The sequence below is a fragment of the Sphingobium sp. TomTYG74 genome, from assembly GCF_055393875.1.
The window spans coordinates 1759186-1776489 of sequence record NZ_AP027341.1 but is presented as its reverse complement, the minus strand read 5'-3'; the positions used below and the strand labels follow the sequence as shown (position 1 = coordinate 1776489).

The window sequence follows — 17304 nt, the reverse complement described above, 5'->3', positions numbered from 1 at the left end:
ACCCCTGACGATTAGTGAGAAAAGGGGTTTTCGTTTGATGTCCAGCAGTTCCAAATCGATCCCGTCCTTCCTGGCGCTTGGCTGCGTGAGCGCAATTGCCTTTGCTTCGGCCGCCCAGGCGCAAGACGGTACACCCGCTCCCAAGCTTGGCGGGATGACTGTGACGGACACCGCAATCGATGCCTCCGAGATCAAGGTCGAACGCGCGGAGTCGCCCAAATATGTGCGCCCGCTGCTGGACACGCCGCAGACGATCACAGTGATCAACAAGGAAACGATCCAGCAGCAGAATCTGCTCACACTGCGTGACGTGCTGTCGACCGTGCCAGGCATCACCTTCGGTGCTGGCGAGGGCGGTTTCGGTTATGGCGACCGCATCATCCTGCGCGGCCAGGACGCGAAGAACGACGTTACCGTCGATGGGGTACGGTCAGGGGCGTTCCTGAATCGCAACGAAGTCTATAATATCGAGCAGGTCGAAGTTACCAACGGCGCGAACTCCGTGATGAACGGTGGCGGTTCGGTTGCAGGGACGATTAACCTCGTGACCAAGCGACCGCTCGCGGATGATCAGACGATCCTGAACGCGGGGATCGGCACCGACAATTATTATCGCGCGACCGTGGATGCGAACAAGCGCATCAACGACCTCATCGCGGTGCGCATCAACGCGGTGTATCATGAAAATGACGTGCCCGGCCGCGACGTCGAATATTACAAGCGCTGGGGCATCGCGCCTGCGATCACGATCGGCATCGACAGCCCCACCAGCCTGACGTTGCAATATGAGCATCTGGATGACGATGCGATGCCGCAATATGGTATTCGGTATTTCCCGGCGCTGGGCGGCATAGCGGATGGCTTTGATCGTTCGGGCTATTACGGTTTCGCCAATCTGGACAAGCAGGATAGCAAGACCGACACGTTGCAGGCGATCTTCAGCCATCAATTCAGCGACACGGTCAAGTTCCGCAACCTGACGCGTTATGAGAATATTCGCCAGAACACCGTGACGAGCCAGCCCAACGGCGTATTCTGTCTGGATAACGGCACCGCCGGCGGCTTCAATCCGGATGCGGCCGACGGATCGTGCACAACCACCATCTATACTAGCCAAGTCGGCGAGACCTTGACGATCCCGGTAGGCTATTACCTGCCGACGGGCGGGCGGGGCAACCAACGCTTCATCCGCAATGAAACGGCCTACACCCAATTCGACCTCAGCGCGGATTTCGACACGGGCGGTGTCGAGCACAGTCTGGTCGTGGGCGCCTCAGCGTTGTGGGAGCGCTATAATCAGCGGCAGGGAAGCCTTGGGCGCACGGCCGATGGCTTTGACCCCTATGCCGCACCTTTCGCACTTCCTCGCGGTCAAACTACGGCCATCCCCAACACGCTGTACAACGCTGCAGCCAGCCTGGGCTTCTATAACCCGCTTGTGAGCATTGCCGATCCCAGCAGCACGATTGTTGGTCCTGCGGCGACATCCGGTCTGCAGCGTTTCTATGGCAGCAATGCCTATAGCGGTCCGACGAACTTCAGCCTGAGTGCCCTCAACATCGGTCAGCAGACCAGCTATGCTGCATATCTATTCGATGCCATGAAGGTCACGGACTGGTTCGAACTGAACGGTGGCCTTCGGTATGAAAACGTCAAGGGCTGGAACCGCACCTTCAGCTATGAGGTGAATGGGCCGAACAAGGGATTGTTGAGCGTTCCCACCACCGTGGGGGTCACGAATCCGACCTACACCTCGATTGACGACAATCTCTTTTCCTACCGTATCGGCGCAGTGTTCAAGCCGACTCCTAACAGCAGCTTCTATCTCGCATATGGCAACTCCAAGCTGCCATCCAAAGCGTCCGTCGATGGTTCCTGCTCTGCGGCCAATGCAAATGGTGGTAGCGGCACCTGCAATGTGAAGCCCGAAACGACGAAGAACTACGAGATTGGCGCGAAGGTAGATTTGTTCGATGCGAAACTGCTGCTGACGGCTGCCCTTTTCCGCAATGATCGCAATCAGATCAAGGTGCTCTCCGGCGACCCGCTGCTTCCCGATCAGGCATCCGATGGACATCAACGGGTTGAAGGGATCTCGCTCGGTGCGTCCGGCAACATCACGAGCAACTGGACGATCTCGGCGAATTACATGTATCTGAAGAGCAAGATCAAACAGGGCGTATCCGATTACTGCCTTGCCGATCCGGGCGCGAACGATCCGGCTGCCGGTAACTGCGGTAATAGCGCCGCCTTCCCTGATCCTACTCGTGGCTATGCGCTGACCAACACGCCCAAGCATTCGGGCAGCCTGTTCACCACCTATCGCTTCGGGTTCGGCCTGGAACTGGGTTATGGCATAACCTACCAAGGTAAGTTCCTGCTGAACCAGCCGACGCTGGCGCAACTCGTGGCAGGCAACTATGTCGGCTATCATGTACCGAGCTACACCATCCATCGGTTCATGGCGAACTACCCGATCACCGAAAACCTGAAGGCGCAGCTCAACGTCCAGAACTTCACCAACGAAAAGTATGTGACGACTGTGCGCAACAACGTGAACGGCAGCTGGGCACAGCCGGCGCCGACCCGTTCCGCAGTGCTGAGCCTGAACTACACCTTCTAATAGCCACCAGCCCCCGGCATCGTCCCTTGCCGGGGGAAAAGGCGGATGGCGATGCACTCCTCCTCGGATCGCCATCCGCCCATTTCTGAAGAAATAAAGAGGTGTGCGATTGATTCGCATTAGAACCGGCGTTATGTGCCTGGTTCGCAGGGAATCGCTGTGAAAGGGAAAGTGGCATGTTCGATGCAGCGGAGCGGTTCATTGCAGATGATGCTGCATCTTCCGTTTCTCCGCTATATAGCCCGCCACCTTCTCCCAGCATCAAGGTGCCGGAGGTCCCGGCGGCCAATGCTTCACGCTATGGTGAACGGCGCCAGATCAATTTACCCACGATCCTGCTCATCATCCTTATTCACGGCGTCTTGATCTTCGCGCTCATTCACGCGCGACAACATGTTCAGCACGTCCGCCAAACCCGCTTGTCGGTCGTCAACTTGATGCCGCCCCCGCCGCCCCCCGCTGCGGAAACGCCTCCACCTCCGCCATCCGCCCCGCCGTTGGTAGCGCCTCCGCCGTTGGTTCACGTGCCCGTTCCGCCGGTGCCGATTGCTACCACGCCTGATCCTTCTCCGGTCCCGGTCCCCCCAACGCCTGTTGTGAGCCGGGCGCCTGTGCTTGCCGCGCCGATGGCTCCGGCTTCGCCGAGCACCGTGCAGGGGGGCGATCTGGCTACACAAATGGTGGCGGGCAAGCCGCCGCGCTACCCGATCGAAAGCCGTCGCAAGCGTGAGCAGGGAACAGTCATTCTATCCCTGACGCTGGGTGTCGACGGCGCTGTTGAAAGCCTGACTATTGCGCAAAGCAGCGGCTTTTCCCGTCTGGACGCCGCAGCGCGCGAAGCGGTGCGAACCTGGCGGTGGAAGCCGATGATCCGGGACGGTCAGCCGGTGCGGGTTAAGGGCGTCGTTGAAATCCCCTTCGTCCTGCGCGGCGCAGATACGTGAACAATAGGCGCTGATAGAGTTTCCGACATGCTGACCGTTATCCCCGACTTGCTCGATCTCGCCACAGTGCAGCGCGTCCGGACGCTCATCGACGCCGCGCAATGGATCGACGGCAATGTGACCTCAGGTCATCAGTCGGCACTTGCCAAGCGCAACATGCAACTGCCTGAGGAAGCTCCAGAATCTCAGCAAGCGGGGCAGATCATTTTGGAAGCATTGGGACGCTCGCCGTTATTTATCGCTGCTGCGTTGCCGCTCAAGATATTCCCGCCCCTGTTCAACAGCTATGAGGGCGGGCAAGCATTTGGGGTGCATGTGGATAATGCTGTCCGGGTGCAAACGGGCACCGGCTTCAGGGTACGATCCGACCTCTCGATCACCGTCTTCCTGGAGGACCCGCAAAGCTATGATGGCGGCGAATTGACCGTCGAGACCAATTTCGGCGTGCAGCAGGTGAAGCTACCGGCGGGCCATGCGGTTTTGTACCCTTCGTCGTCGCTTCATCGCGTTGAGCCGGTGACGCGCGGGCGGCGGATTGCCAGTTTTTTCTGGCTACAATCAATGGTGCGGGACGATGCTGCGCGTCAGATGATGTTCGACCTGGACAGCAGCATACAGGCTCTGGCCGTCGATCTTGGACATGACAATGTCCAGGTGATCCGCTTGACGGGCGTCTATCACAATCTGCTGCGGCGATGGGCAGACGCCTGAAGCGGCTGGCTCGCCTAATCGAGCATCGAGGCTAGAGCTGGCGTCATATATTCCTGGGCGCCGTCTTCGATGCGGAGAATGAGGCGTGCGGCAACATCATGACGCGTCGCCAATGCCATGCCGCGTTCATGTCCCAAGATCGTGATGGCGGTCGCCCAAGCATCTGCCAGCATCGCGCTTTCGTGCAGGACTGTGACCGACGCGACATCATTGGTGATGGGTCTGCCAGTTGCCGGATCGATGCTGTGGGACAGGTGCGCGCCGTCCTCGGTCTGGAAGTGCACATAATCGCCCGACGTGGCTACAGACAGGCCGCACAAGGCGATGCGGAGGGTGGGCACTGTGAGACCCGGCGGCGCCTCGACATCAACCCACCAGGGCTGATGATCGGGCTTGAGGCCATCGCCGCGCAATTCCCCGCCGATCTCGACCAGAAAATGGCGAGCGCCCAGATCGCGGAGCGCTTCTGAAACCGCATCGACAGCAAAACCCTTTGCGATGCCAGAAAAGTCCAGCTTCACGTCAGCAAGGCGGCGGGCGCTCTGATCCGCGATCTCGACCATGGTCCAGGGTGCAGGATGCGCAGGCACTATTTCCGGGCCTGTTATGCCCGATGGGCCGAAACCCCAGCGTTCGACCATCTGTCCGATTGCCGGATCAAATGCGCCGCCGGAAAGGCGAGCCATGTCCAACCCGGCTTTGAGCACCGTCATCATATCGGACGGAAGCGGTGCCCAAGTCCCGATCGGCAGTGCATTGAAACGGCTGATGTCGGAATCGGCTTCCCAGTTGCTCATCTGGGCGATGACGCGAGAAAGTGCGTCATCGATTGCGTTCGCGCAGCCGGGCGGAGCATCGACGATCCGGGCCGACCAGCTTGTGCCCATGGTCGGTCCGGAAAGCTCTGTAATGTAGCCCGCTCCGCCCCGCTGAGCCGATGGGATCTGCGGGGGGAGCGTGTCAGGAATGGCGATGCGAAAGCCGGTCAGGGGGCCAGTACTTCCAAGGTGGTGATATAGGATGCGCGGCGTGGCGTCGGAGCGGCAGGCGACGTCGCCTGAGCGCCTTCGCCACCTTCGCGATTTCCGCCGACTGTGGCGTTCAGCCAGTACATGCCAGGCTGCGGCCAGCTGATCGAAACTTTCCCGTCCTTGCCGGTAACCAGATCCTGCTGGCCCAACGTGTCGCGATAGCGAATACCGCCGGGGATCACCGTTACCTTCAGGTTCGCAGCGGGCTTTCCATCGAGGAGGAACTGGAAGGTCGCCGCTTCGCCTGCCACCAAATCGTTCGGATGGGTGACGGGAACTAATTCGATGCCAACGCCGGTTGGCTTGAATATGGTGGTGGTAGGCGCTCCCAACGTCAGGAAAATCTCGTTGCGGTTGGTGGCCTCGACCGTCTGGACGTTGGTGGCTCCGGCCGGGATCGCTTCGGTCAGCTTCTCCTTGGTCGTGCCGCGAGGCAGGCGCTTCACTTCGCCGTTGAGGGTGTAGCTGCCCATGACTCCGGTTGAGACGCTGGCGACGCGATATGTGCCGGGCTGCGTCAGGTGAACATCGAAGGTGGAGCGATATTTGCCGGTGGCGGCATTTTCGATTTGGCCAGCCGAGCCGTCCGGCTGCGTCACTGCGACCGCGTCGGTGCGCATGGGCATATGTTCGAAATAGAAGAGGTCGTTTGAGACCGCTGCGTCGACCGTGACCCAGCTATCCGCACCGGACAAGGTGGTCGAGGACGGCAGCATCCACTGGCGGTGGGCCTGGGCAGCGCTGGTGGTCATCAGCGTGGCGAAGGTCGCTGCGATCAGATATTTGGCTTTCATGACAGTCCCCTTATTTGCTGACGCTGAGGCTGACCTGCCCCAATTCATTGTTGCCCTTTGCGCGGACCACGGTTCCCGGCTTTGCGGGCCAGCTGAAAGGCAGGCGGAGCAGTTCGCGGCCGCCGACTTCGCGCGCGGCTTCCACCACTAACGTGTAGTTGCCGGGTGAGAGTTGGCCGAGTGGACCTTTGCCTGGCGTGAAGGCGACCTTCTGATCACCGGGAGCGCGGGTGGCGCCGGTGATGCCGTCGGCGGGGACTTTCAGGGATCGGCCGGAGACGCGCCACCACTGGCGCACGTCGCGGAGCCATTTGGTGCCTTCGCCCTTTGCCTTGTCGACATCATACCAGACTGACAGGGTGCGCGGGGTGGCGCCTTCCTTTTCCAGCCAGATGGCGACGTAGGGTCGGTGATATTCGGCGACGGAGAGGCGCGGGATCGCGACGTTGACGTTTAGCGTTTGGGCGGTGGCGGGGATTGCGGCGGCGCCGAAGGCGGCGCTGCTGCCGAGGATGAGTTTGTAGCGGCTTTGCATGTGCTGCTGGTCCCCTGAATTAGTGAAGGAAAAGGAGAATTAAAACGGTTGGGATGATGAGGCCTGCGCCGACGATGGGCCAGGTGCTAGGGCGCTTGGCGGCGTGGAGCTGCAGGAGGAGGAGGCCGGTCATTGCGAAAACGAAACAAGCGACGGCGAAGATGTCGATGAACCATTTCCAGACGGTGCCGGTGTTGCGGCCCTTGTGGAGGTCGTTCAAATAGCTGATCCAGCCGCGGCTGGTGCTTTCGCTGGTCACTGCGCCGCCCTGCCGGTCAATCGAGACCCAGCCGTCGCCGCCGGGGCGGGGGAGGGCGAGGTAGATTTCGTCGGCGGACCATTCCGCTTCGCCAGTCGCCCGCGCGCCGATTTCCTTTTCGACCCAGGCGGCGATGGGCGCGGGGAGCGGCTTCTTGCTGTCGGGGCGGTTGTCGGGGACGACTTGTTTCAGGAGCGGGGCGGGGAGGGTCGCGGACTTTTCGACGGTTTGCGGCGATCCTTCGACATCGGCGGCGTGATTGAGGGTGATGCCGGTGAAGGCGAAAAGCAGGAGGCCGATCAGGCTGATCGCGGAACTGATCCAGTGCCAGCTGTGCAGCTGCTTCAGCCAGAAGGTCTTCTTCTTTTTCTTGGGCTGGAGGCGGGCAGGGGCGTGCATTGGGATGGATCGGTCCTGATGATGAGGTGGACCGGATAACGCGAACGACTCGCAATTGCAAACGGGGAGAGGGGGGAAATTGTATTAAAGTGTATGGGTTGGGTGTGTTTCGGAGAGGGGCTTGATGGTGCGTGTTGAGGCCCAAGATCCCAGCTTTCGCTGGGATGACGGGTGAGGGAGAGGGATGATCGTAGAAGCGGAGGCTTCAGAGTTACCGCCCCAGCAGCCCCCTTGCTTGCCCCGCTATTTCCGCCAGCATGGCGACGTTGGGTGCCGCAGCCGCCTTGGCGCGGTGGACCAGGGCGCGGAATTGGATGATTCGGGGCTGTTTTTGGGCGAGCCATGCATCGACATGGGCGAGGATGTCCTTGCCGTTGGATTTGCCGCCCTGTTCCAGGAAGTCGAGCCGGACCTGCTGCATGTCGCGGGCGACGCCGGAGATGAGCAGCCTTTCCCATGGGTCGCTGGGGGCCATGCGGGCGGCGGTTGACTGAACCCAGTCGATGCCGACCGTTTCGCCCAGATGGGTGAAGGCGCGGGTGAGGGCGACTTCATCGACTTTCAGCCGCCCGGCCAGCGCGGCGATGCCGACGGCGCCGTCGAGCTTGAACAGACCGGCGGTGCGGCGCACCAGCTCCTCTGGCGCGCCCAGTGCGAGGAGGCGGTCGATGACGGCATTGGTGCGGCGCAAGGCTTCGCTGGTGAGGAGGTCATCGACCTTCCGCGCGAGCTTTTCCACGCCGCTGGCAAGCAGGGCGTGACCCGCGCCGGGCAGCGTTCCGGTCGGAAGGCTGCGCAAAATGTCCGCAATCTGTATCCGCACGCCATCGGCGACGTCAGCGAACAGGGCGAGGCGCGCCGCTTCCGACATGGCGGCGGCGTCGATGTCGGCCCAGAGGTCGCCGATGTCATAGAGACGTTCAGCGATCAGGAAGGCGCTGGCCAGATCGGCAAGCGAGCAGCCTTCCTCTTCGGCGAGTTCGAAGGGGTGGATGAGGCCGAGGCGATTGACGATGCGGTTGGCGACTTTGGTCGCGACGATTTCCTTTGCAAGAGCGTGGGCGGCAATGGCGTCCGCCTCCTTCTTTTGCATGGCGGGCGGGAAGGCCGCCGCGAGTTCCGGCCCCATGCTGGGGTCGAGGGCAAGTTGCCCCTGTTCGATGGCATCCTGTAGCGCGAGCTTGGCCGTGGAGAGCAGGACAGCCAGTTCGGGCCGGGTAAGGCCAAGGCCATCCTGTCCACGCCGCAGCAGCATGTCATTGGCGGCGAGGCCCTCCACCTGCCGGTCGAGCCGCCCGCTTTCCTCGAAGGTTTCGATCAGCCGGACATAGCTGGCGAGGTCCGCCGTTCCGCCGGATTCGGCGATGGACAGGCCCAGCACCTGAAGGCGGTTATCCTCCAGCACGATGTCGGCCACGGCATCGGTCATGCTTTCGAGCAGCTTGTTGCGTGCGTCGAAGGTCAGGCGGCCTTCCGCCATTTCCTGATTGAGCGCGATCTTGATGTTCACTTCATTATCCGAGCAATCGACGCCCGCCGAATTGTCGATGAAGTCCGTGTTTATCCGGCCCCCGCGCAGCGAAAAGGTGATGCGCGCGGCCTGGGTGACGCCGAGATTGGCGCCTTCACCGACGACCTTGACGCGCAAATCCTCCGCATTGACGCGCAGGCGGTCATTGGCGGGATCGCCCACATCGCCATGGCTTTGCGCAGCGGACTTCACATAGGTGCCGATGCCGCCGAACCACAACAGGTCGGCAGGGCTTTTGAGGATGGCGCTGATGAGCGCCGCCGGTTCCATTTCGGTTTCCGTGACGCCCAGCATCGCCTGAACCTGAGCGCTGAGGGGGATGCTTTTCAATGTGCGGGGAAATACGCCGCCGCCTTTTGAGATCAGCGACTTGTCATAATCGTCCCAGCTGGACCGGGGCAGCTGAAACAGGCGGTCGCGTTCCTTCCAGCTGTTCGCCGGGTCGGGGTCAGGATCGAGGAAGATGTGGCGGTGGTCGAAGGCGGCGAGCAGCCGGATCGATTTCGACAGCAGCATGCCGTTGCCGAACACGTCGCCCGACATGTCGCCGCAGCCGACGACACTGACCGGCTCGCTTTGCACATCAACGCCCATTTCGGCGAAGTGCCGCCGGACGCTGATCCATGCGCCGCGCGCGGTGATGCCCATCGCCTTGTGATCATAGCCATGCGAGCCGCCGCTGGCGAAGGCGTCGCCCAGCCAGAAGTCGTGATCCAGCGCGATGGCGTTGGCGACGTCGCTGAAGGTGGCCGTGCCCTTGTCCGCCGCGACCACGAAATAAGGATCGTCGCCGTCGTGAATCACGGTTTGCGCCGGATGGCGCACCTTGCCCTTCACGATATTGTCGGTGACCGACAGCAGCGCGCGGATGAAGATGCGATAGCTTTCGGTGCCCTCCGCCATCCATGCGTCGCGATCGACCTGGGGGCTCGGAAGCTGCTTGGGGTAGAATCCGCCCTTTGCGCCTGTTGGCACAATGACGGCGTTCTTGACCCGCTGCGCCTTCATCAGGCCGAGGATTTCCGTGCGGAAATCGTCGCGCCGGTCGGACCAGCGGAGGCCCCCGCGTGCGATTGGCCCCGCGCGCAGGTGAATGCCCTCGACACGGGGTGAGTAGACCCAGATTTCGCGCCATGGCAGCGGTGCAGGCAGGCCGGGCACCTGCGCGCTGTCGAGTTTGAAGGCGAGCGCTTCGGCGGCGGCGTTGCTGAAGAAATTGGTGCGCAGTGTGGCGGTGATGACGGCACGCAGCAGGCGCAGAACCCGGTCTTCGTCGATCGCGCTGACCTTTTCGAGGCCCGCATTGATGGCGGCCTGCGCCTGATCGGCGCGGGCCGGGCCATCCTTTGCGGCGGGGTCGTGCAGTGCCTCGAACAAGGTTATGAGCTGGCGCGCGATCTCCTGTTCCCGGCGCAGCGTTTCGGCGAAGGTCGCCATGCCATAGGCCACGCCGGTCTGACGCAGATAGCGGAAGAGCGCGCGGAATAGCACGACCGCGCGGGGCGCGAGCCCTGCCGTCACGATCAGTTCGTTGAACCGGTCATTTTCGGCGCGGCCTTCCAGCACCTGCGCGATCGCTTCGGTCACTATGGCGGCGCGAGCGACGACTGCATCACCGCTGCCGCCCGTGGGGAGTTCAAGGACGAAGCGCTGCACATGGCCCTGCGCGCCGCCATCGACCGCCGTCGTCATTTCATCGATGACGCGGAAACCGAAATTCTCGAACGCCGGGACGACTTCCGACAGGGCGATCACATCGTGGCTGTAGAGCTTCAGACGCAGCTGTTCGGGCGTGTCTTCACCATTGCGGTAGATGCGGATCGATTTGTCGCCGGGGCCGCCAAGGCTGTGGAGCAAGCGGATGTCGATGGCGGCTTCGGCTGGACCGGCGCCGTTGCGATAGGCCATGGGAAAGCCGGGCGCATAGCGCTGGGCGAGCGCGGCGGCGCGGCCGGGATCTTCGGTTTCGGCAAGCGCTTCCTCGACGGCGGGAAGCCAGCCGCGCACCATTTGCTTCAATTGGCGGTCGAGCGGCACCTCGTCAGGCACCACGCCACCATCGCGCAGGTCGAGCGTGATGCGCAGCAGGGCAAGGCCGCTTTCTTCAAGCGCGATCGACCAGCTGAGCACGGGGGCATGGGCCGCTTGCGAGAGCATGTCCTGCACGGCAAGACGGCGGGCGGTGGTCAGTTCGTCGCGCGGCAGCCAGGCGAAGGCGTAGAGATGGCGGGGGAGGGCGCTGGTGCCGAGCGCCAGCTTTGGACGCGGCCGGTCGGTCAGCGACATGAAGGTGAGCGCGAGCCGTTCCAGCGTTTCATGATCGAAGCCGATCAATATGTCATGCGGCAGGGCGGTGAGCGCGTGAACGAGCACTTTGCCCGCATGGCCGCCGGGATCGAAGCCGAACTTGTCCATCAGCGCGGAAAGAGCGGAACGGAGCAGCGGCACCTTGTCGGGACTGGCCGACAGCGCCGCACTGGTCCACATGCCCGTGTGGATCGAGAGGGCGACCAGCTTTTTCCCTTCCCGCACCGGCACGATGATGAGGTCGAGCAGGACGGCGCGATGGACGCGGGAGAGCTTGTTGGACTTGATGATGAGCGGGTTGCGCTTGCCTTCCTCGAACCAGGTGAAGGCCGCTTCGAGCGAGGCTGGCGCGAGCAGTGGTGTGTCATCCAGCGTGCAGATGCCCAGCTGATCTTCCGCCTTGCCATTGCGAAGGCGGCGTTCATGGCCCGTTTGCGTGAAGTGGCGCGCGAGGAACCAGCGCAGCAGCGCGGCCCCTTCACCGTCGGGGATGGTGTCCGCGTCCCGGCTCATGGCGTCGCGCATTTTCGGCCAGTCGGCAACGGCGGCGCGGACATCGGTCAGCGTCTGGCGCAGCGATTTTTCCAGCGCGCGGCGGCCCTTCGCATCGGCGCGGTCCGCCTCGATATAGATCATCGATTCGCGGCGGGCGCCGGGGGCTTCGTCGTCCAGAATGGCGGTCAGCTTGCCCGCGTCGCTGCGGTCGATCGAGAGGACGGGGTGAAGCAGGCGGTAGATGGTGACGTCATGCGATGCCAGCGCATTGGCGATCGAGTCCACCAGGAAGGGCATGTCGTCATTGACGATGGCGATCCGCATGTAGCGGCCGGTCGTGCCTTCGCCGAGCGTTTCGATGGAAATGGCGAGCTGGCCCGGCTTGCGGACATCGGCGGTGCGGCCGAGGAAGGCGGCTGCGGCTACCGCTGCCTCATGATCGAAATCCTCGCTTTCGCCCGGGAGTGCGCCCCTTTCCAGCGCGGCCTCAAGCGCCTTGCGGATGGATGCGTTTACTCGGCCGGTCTTCGGCTCGGACAATGCCGTCATGCGTAACCTCTTCCCGCTGCGGCTGTGTGCCGCTTTGCCTGAACGGAGACGACGCTGGAACGTTGCCACACGACTCCCCGGCTCGCCTTGTTATGCGCTAGCGCCGGAGGAGGCTCAATTGGAGAAATGGAATAAAGTTACTGGCCGTCGAAATAAAATGAGCGTTGTCGTTCGCTTAGGCGGCGGCCGCGACGATCACCCGCTGGCCAAGGTCCGATCCATCGGGAAGGGCGCCGACTATGGCCAGAGTGCCGTCCGCTTCCCGCCGGGCGATGACGATGGCCAGGCCGTCTCCGTCGGTCGAAATGGCGAAGGGATCGATGGGCGCGGCGGCCTTCATCGCGGCGCGCGCGGTCTGGCTCGGGTCGGCGCGAGGGGGCAGGAGCGAGCGGCGCTGGGCGCGCTCGTCGCGGATCAGGGCCTTGAGGCCGCCGGGATATTCGCCGAGATAATCGCCAAGCGCGCCGAGGCCGAGGCCCGCGCTCTTCGCATGTTCGAGGGCGGTCGCATATTCGGTGATGCGCGTCTTGTCATAGGTGGAGCCGAAGACCAGCTTCACCACGGCGGTAAGCGGGCTGCGCGCCTGGGGCTTGATACCGGCGTCGGCCAGCATCTCGGCATAATCTTCCGGCGACGCCTCGCTCATCAGGGCGAAGTCGTAGGCGAGGCCGATGGCGCGGTAGAGGGCGCCGTGGGTGCGGGCTTCGCTGGTGCGGGCCTGCTCCGCGCCGTCGCGGGCGAGGGCGAGCCAGTCGGCAAGCGGTGCGTCCTCGGCCGGGCTTTCCATGCCGGACAGGTCGAGCGTGTCGTCATCTTCGCCCGCCGCCGGACCATCGGCCCAGATCGGCGCGACCGCGTGCGGAGCGGCGTTGCTGCGCAGGGCGGCATCGACTTCGCGGCCTAGCTCGTCGGCGACGGCCTGGCTCGCCAGTTCCTTCCAGCTGATGACGCCGAACACGAAATCGATCGTCTCACCATCGGAGGAGAAGGGCATGAGGATGCCGCGATAGAGGATTTCCGCCCCGCGCTGGTTGAGGAAGCCTGCTTCGAAACCGATCGGCGCGGCGTTGGCGATGATCTGGAGATAATGGTCCGTCAGGCGCGACAGCAGCGAGCGGGACGGCACGTCGTTGATGAACTGGATGGCGCCGGTGACATCGCACTCACGGCGCAGCGCGGTGCCGAGATAGACGACCGCTGGGTTGTCGAGTCCGGTGCTGAAATCCAGAAGGACGCTGTTCGGGCCGAAATCCTCCAGATGATCGGGCGAGAGATCCTCGATGGACGGAAGCGTGCGGTCGCCCAGCAGCGACGCCCAATAATTATAGGCGCGCACCTGCATGCGTCGCTCGTCGGAGCCTACGCTGGACGGCGGCTCCATCGCGTCGTGATCGGCATAGTCGAAATCATCCTGTTCATTGGAGATTTCCTGCCCCCGCAGAGTGTCCATCCGGTCGGTCCTAATCCAGAAGAAAAGCTTTCCTGAGACTCGACACTGCCATGGGATGGTAAACATGCCGTGAAGAAGCGGCTCGCCTGACCCAGCGCTCCCCCCGCACCCCCGGAAGAGATGATGCACGAAGATGCATTGCCCGCTTGTCCTGCGCATCAACCGCTGTTATCTGGCCCACCCAACGCCGCTTTAGCTCAGTTGGTAGAGCACATCATTCGTAATGATGGGGTCACGTGTTCGAGTCACGTAAGCGGCACCAGTCCTCTTTTGAAACCTATTAGTCTTCGGACTTCTCCCCGGTGCGATCCGATCACAACCGGCAGTCGATCGTTGACTCGACCCCAGAAAATCTCCTGACTACCCGGTAGGTCCAGATTTTTATTCCATAGCTGTTCGTTAGCTATTGGTACGATTCGACGTGTCAGATATATTGGATGAACGGATTTTCTTTAATTTCTATCCGTCCCCCCTTCATCACATCCCTAAATACCACAAAACCAACTATCGGTTCTGCACGTCCCCATGAGAACAAATCAAGATCGAATTTTCTACCGTCAGTCCGTCCTGTCGTTCGTGAATCTCCAACGATTCGCGTCCCCCTTTGCTGTGACCCTGACACTGAAACAGGGGATCGCTGGTGTCGGTGGATTGGCTGGTCGGTATCAGAAGATCGACATGTACGAGGTTCGGAAGAATTTCCGTCACTTCATGAATCTCCTGAACCGTCAGGTCTATGGAAAGGCTGCGGTCAGGTATGGAAAACGGATCGACGTTCTCGCGGTGATCGAAGGTGGGAATCTCACCCGATCCCATTATCATCTCATTCTCGATTGTCCCCGACCGGAACTGGAACTGGAATTCCCTGCCATGATCCGTGACTGCTGGTCCCGGACCGAATGGGGGTACAAGCAGATCGACATCAAATCCCAATGTGACGAGGGATGGCTGTCCTACATTAGCAAGCTACAGAGTAAGGTCGAATACGATGAATCATTCGACTGGGAAAACTCTCATCTGAGTTGATCGCTGGGTCTAAGACCCCCTTCAACCACCTTCGCTATCATCCACAAATCCAACTTGGTTCGAAATCTGTATCGGACCTTGATTCTAAAATATTATCTAAAAACCTTCGAAAGCAGTTCTGAAACTCAGCTCTACAAGACAATTAAAAAACCACTTTCCACCTGTGCGAAGCACCATCCGAAGGATGTATTATAAAACTCACTAAGGAGAATATATGACAGACACTAAGACACTGGTAAATTTCAACGTGCCAACAACCATTCTACAGACGTTCGATAAACTATGCCGTTTGTACGGCAAGCCCAGATCGCAAATCCTTAATGAGCTGCTCTACAGCTATATTTTGGAATTCGGTCAGCAGGCATCTTCCAGGTTCGATCAGGTTCGAAAGATCGACGAGAGCCTGAATTTCGCGTTTGAAAATGGCGATGGAGCAGATTTGGACGATCAGCCGCCGAAGGCGGAAAACGACGTTCAGAGGGGTTTAAATCGGAAATTTTCAAGCTTTGGACGAAAGGCTGCCAACCACTCGGAGGATCGCTGACATGCGGGAGGCGATCCGTAGGAGGAATGCAAAGCGAGAAATGTTCGCCATGCTCCGTGAAGCGGAGCAGCGACGGGCTGCATTCTATGAGAAGGAGGTTATTCGAGCGCAGCAGTCATATCGAAACATGATATCCATGGAGGTGCCGAGCCGGTGAACCTCCATATAATGAATGCCCGTTGTCCATCCATTCTGATGGCGGGAGCCCGTCCACGACAAACCAAGGTTTATTTTGGACGGAGCCCGGTGATGAGCCGTTATGTTGCCTATTTTCGAGTATCGACAGCAGCCCAAGGGCGATCCGGTTTAGGATTGGCTGCGCAGAGATCGAAAATCGATACGTTCCTGAATGCCGATGATGAGGTGATTGCCGAATTTGTTGAGGTTCAGTCTGGCAAGGCTGATAATCGGGAAGAGCTATGGAAGGCGATTGCCCATGCCAAGAAGCATGGAGCGAAAATCCTGATAGCAAAACTGGATCGGTTTTCGCGGAAAGTCAGCTTTATCGCTGGGATCATGGAGCAGGGGATTGGCTTGGTAGTGGCCGACATGCCCCACGCCACGGATTTCCAACTGCATATATTTGCCGCGCTGGCTCAGGAGGAACGGCGGCTTATTTCCGACCGCACCCGTAATGCCTTGGCGGAAGCGAAGAAGCGGGGAGTGGCTTTGGGCAAGAATGCTCAGGCGCTGAAGGAACGGCATCGTAGCCAAGCATTGGATTATGCCCGATCCATCGAACCGATATTGAAACCCATGCTGGCGGGCGGTTGGTCGTTCACGGCTATGGCCGATCAGCTAAATGTCGCTGGAATCGATGCCGCCAAGGGTGGCCGGTTCACGGCACAGACGGTGAAAAACATCGTTGTCCGCCTTCGCATGGAGGAAGTTTGCCATGCACGTTGAGCGGATAGGTCCTGTTTCGCTGACCGGCGTTACAGGTTCGCCATTCTACTATGCTCGCTATCGCAAGGATGGTCGGCAAGTCACGAGATCGCTGAAGACGAAGGATGTCCATGACGCCCGTCAGCAGGCGGAGGCGATCGCGGCGAAGCTGGGCTATCGGAAAACCCCTGAGAAGATCGATTATAGCTTCAGTCGCTTCGCCGCTGATACGATCGAGGCAGACCGGAAGAAGGTTAAACGCGGTGAGCGCGCACCGACAGTCGTCAGCTTCAACGAATGGATTCTGAAGAAGCATCTTACCGACAGGATCGGCCACGTTGATATCCGCAAGTTGGATTATCAGCGAATGCAGGAGGTGGTGGACGAGCTGACCGACCTTGACCTGAAATCCACCTCCATCAAGCGGATTATGGCTATGGTCAGCAAGACATTGAAGACGGCGGTGCGAGCGGGCGTGCTGACGCATGTTCCCATGATGCCGGAAGTGAGCCTCAAGCAAGGAACACGCGGCTGGTTCTCGCAGCCTGAACTCGACCTGCTGCTACAATCCTGTGCAGATCATGCGGCTGCAAAAACCAAGGTCCGGTCGCAAGTTGTAGGCGAGGAATTGCGCCGGTTCATTCTGTTCATGGTCGACACATTTCTACGGCCCAGCGATGCCAAGCTGCTGCGCCATCGGCACATCGAGATCGTTCGGACGAACAGGACGAAATATCTTCGGATTTCCACGGATTTCAGCAAGACGGTTGCCACGCCGATCATCTCCATGCCCGGCGCCGTTGAGGTGTATGAGCAGATTTTGGAAGAGCAAAAGGCAAATGGCCTTGGCGCGCCGGACGATTTCCTGTTTCTGCCGAAATATAAGGCTCGGAATTTTGCCTATGAATTGCTGCGGCGGCAGTTTCGGGTGGTGACGGAATCCGCTGGATTGTCAGTTTCGCCAACGGGTGAGCCGAGGACCATCTATTCGCTGCGTCATACCGCCATCATGTCCCGCCTCATCAGCGGTGATGCTATTGACCTGCTGACATTGGCCCGGAACGCCCGGACCAGCGTCGAGATGATCGATCGTTTCTATGCCAAGCATCTAACGGCAGAGATGAATGTCGAACAGCTACATGGGGGCAAGCTGGCGTTTGTCGAGTAGCGGCTTCCGCCCGTCGGCTTCTCGATGCAATCTGAGGTAGCGGTCATTGCACA

At 60.6% G+C, this 17304-nt stretch carries 13 protein-coding genes and 1 tRNA gene; 8 read left to right on the top strand and 6 right to left on the bottom strand.

The window, feature by feature from the left end:
* The first annotated feature begins 37 nt into the window (after positions 1-37).
* From ACZ5TB_RS08905 to ACZ5TB_RS08895, 3 genes are all read left to right on the top strand, one after another.
* A complete protein-coding gene (locus tag ACZ5TB_RS08905; protein ID WP_464790969.1) occupies positions 38-2623 on the top strand; it encodes a TonB-dependent receptor in 2586 nt (861 codons plus the stop codon).
* 176 nt (positions 2624-2799) lie between these two features.
* Positions 2800-3567 carry an energy transducer TonB gene (locus ACZ5TB_RS08900; protein WP_464790968.1) on the top strand — a complete coding sequence of 256 codons (768 nt, stop codon included), beginning with the start codon at positions 2800-2802 and terminating at the stop codon, positions 3565-3567.
* Between the two features lie 27 nt (positions 3568-3594).
* The gene (locus ACZ5TB_RS08895; RefSeq protein ID WP_464790967.1) at positions 3595-4278 is read left to right on the top strand and encodes a Fe2+-dependent dioxygenase; all 684 of its coding nucleotides are present in this window, start codon (positions 3595-3597) and stop codon (positions 4276-4278) included.
* A gap of 14 nt (positions 4279-4292) precedes the next feature.
* Here the strand turns inward: ACZ5TB_RS08895 and ACZ5TB_RS08890 are convergent, their stop codons facing one another.
* The 6 genes from ACZ5TB_RS08890 to ACZ5TB_RS08865 form a co-directional block, all read right to left on the bottom strand.
* Positions 4293-5165 carry an FAD:protein FMN transferase gene (locus tag ACZ5TB_RS08890; protein ID WP_464790966.1) on the bottom strand — a complete coding sequence of 291 codons (873 nt, stop codon included), beginning with the start codon at positions 5163-5165 and terminating at the stop codon, positions 4293-4295.
* Positions 5166-5263: 98 nt separating this feature from the next.
* A complete protein-coding gene (locus ACZ5TB_RS08885; protein ID WP_464790965.1) occupies positions 5264-6103 on the bottom strand; it encodes a DUF4198 domain-containing protein in 840 nt (279 codons plus the stop codon).
* 10 nt (positions 6104-6113) lie between these two features.
* Entirely contained in the window at positions 6114-6638 is a 525-nt protein-coding gene (locus tag ACZ5TB_RS08880; RefSeq protein WP_464790964.1) for a DUF2271 domain-containing protein, read from the bottom strand.
* Between the two features lie 19 nt (positions 6639-6657).
* Positions 6658-7296 carry a PepSY-associated TM helix domain-containing protein gene (locus tag ACZ5TB_RS08875; protein ID WP_464790963.1) on the bottom strand — a complete coding sequence of 213 codons (639 nt, stop codon included), beginning with the start codon at positions 7294-7296 and terminating at the stop codon, positions 6658-6660.
* 211 nt (positions 7297-7507) lie between these two features.
* On the bottom strand, positions 7508-12178 hold the full coding sequence (locus tag ACZ5TB_RS08870; RefSeq protein ID WP_464790962.1) for an NAD-glutamate dehydrogenase: 4671 nt from the start codon (positions 12176-12178) through the stop codon (positions 7508-7510).
* 175 nt (positions 12179-12353) lie between these two features.
* Positions 12354-13628, bottom strand: a complete 1275-nt coding sequence (locus ACZ5TB_RS08865) for a PAS domain-containing protein (RefSeq protein ID WP_464790961.1) — start codon at positions 13626-13628, stop codon at positions 12354-12356.
* Between the two features lie 186 nt (positions 13629-13814).
* Between ACZ5TB_RS08865 and ACZ5TB_RS08860 the strand changes: the two genes are divergently transcribed.
* The 5 genes from ACZ5TB_RS08860 (at position 13815) to ACZ5TB_RS08840 (ending at position 17251) form a co-directional block, all read left to right on the top strand.
* Positions 13815-13890, top strand: a tRNA-Thr gene (locus ACZ5TB_RS08860).
* Positions 13891-14153: 263 nt separating this feature from the next.
* Positions 14154-14654 carry a rolling circle replication-associated protein gene (locus ACZ5TB_RS08855; RefSeq protein WP_464790960.1) on the top strand — a complete coding sequence of 167 codons (501 nt, stop codon included), beginning with the start codon at positions 14154-14156 and terminating at the stop codon, positions 14652-14654.
* Positions 14655-14868: 214 nt separating this feature from the next.
* Positions 14869-15198 (top strand): hypothetical protein, encoded by a 330-nt coding sequence (locus ACZ5TB_RS08850; RefSeq protein ID WP_464790959.1) that lies wholly within the window; start codon positions 14869-14871, stop codon positions 15196-15198.
* Positions 15199-15393: 195 nt separating this feature from the next.
* Positions 15394-16104, top strand: a complete 711-nt coding sequence (locus tag ACZ5TB_RS08845) for a recombinase family protein (RefSeq protein WP_464790958.1) — start codon at positions 15394-15396, stop codon at positions 16102-16104.
* Complete coding sequence (locus tag ACZ5TB_RS08840; protein WP_464790957.1) at positions 16094-17251, top strand: hypothetical protein; 1158 nt, start codon at positions 16094-16096, stop codon at positions 17249-17251. The genes ACZ5TB_RS08845 and ACZ5TB_RS08840 overlap by 11 nt, the downstream gene beginning before the upstream one ends.
* Positions 17252-17304: the final 53 nt, after the last annotated feature.

Coding starts and splice junctions, on each gene's coding strand:
- ACZ5TB_RS08905 (WP_464790969.1), top strand. CDS start 38: ATGTCCAGCAGTTCCAAATCGATCCCGTCCTTCCTGGCGCTTGGCTGC.
- ACZ5TB_RS08900 (WP_464790968.1), top strand. CDS start 2,800: ATGTTCGATGCAGCGGAGCGGTTCATTGCAGATGATGCTGCATCTTCC.
- ACZ5TB_RS08895 (WP_464790967.1), top strand. CDS start 3,595: ATGCTGACCGTTATCCCCGACTTGCTCGATCTCGCCACAGTGCAGCGC.
- ACZ5TB_RS08890 (WP_464790966.1), bottom strand. CDS start 5,165: ATGGGCACAAGCTGGTCGGCCCGGATCGTCGATGCTCCGCCCGGCTGC.
- ACZ5TB_RS08885 (WP_464790965.1), bottom strand. CDS start 6,103: ATGAAAGCCAAATATCTGATCGCAGCGACCTTCGCCACGCTGATGACC.
- ACZ5TB_RS08880 (WP_464790964.1), bottom strand. CDS start 6,638: ATGCAAAGCCGCTACAAACTCATCCTCGGCAGCAGCGCCGCCTTCGGC.
- ACZ5TB_RS08875 (WP_464790963.1), bottom strand. CDS start 7,296: ATGCACGCCCCTGCCCGCCTCCAGCCCAAGAAAAAGAAGAAGACCTTC.
- ACZ5TB_RS08870 (WP_464790962.1), bottom strand. CDS start 12,178: ATGACGGCATTGTCCGAGCCGAAGACCGGCCGAGTAAACGCATCCATC.
- ACZ5TB_RS08865 (WP_464790961.1), bottom strand. CDS start 13,628: ATGGACACTCTGCGGGGGCAGGAAATCTCCAATGAACAGGATGATTTC.
- ACZ5TB_RS08855 (WP_464790960.1), top strand. CDS start 14,154: ATGAGAACAAATCAAGATCGAATTTTCTACCGTCAGTCCGTCCTGTCG.
- ACZ5TB_RS08850 (WP_464790959.1), top strand. CDS start 14,869: ATGACAGACACTAAGACACTGGTAAATTTCAACGTGCCAACAACCATT.
- ACZ5TB_RS08845 (WP_464790958.1), top strand. CDS start 15,394: ATGGCGGGAGCCCGTCCACGACAAACCAAGGTTTATTTTGGACGGAGC.
- ACZ5TB_RS08840 (WP_464790957.1), top strand. CDS start 16,094: ATGCACGTTGAGCGGATAGGTCCTGTTTCGCTGACCGGCGTTACAGGT.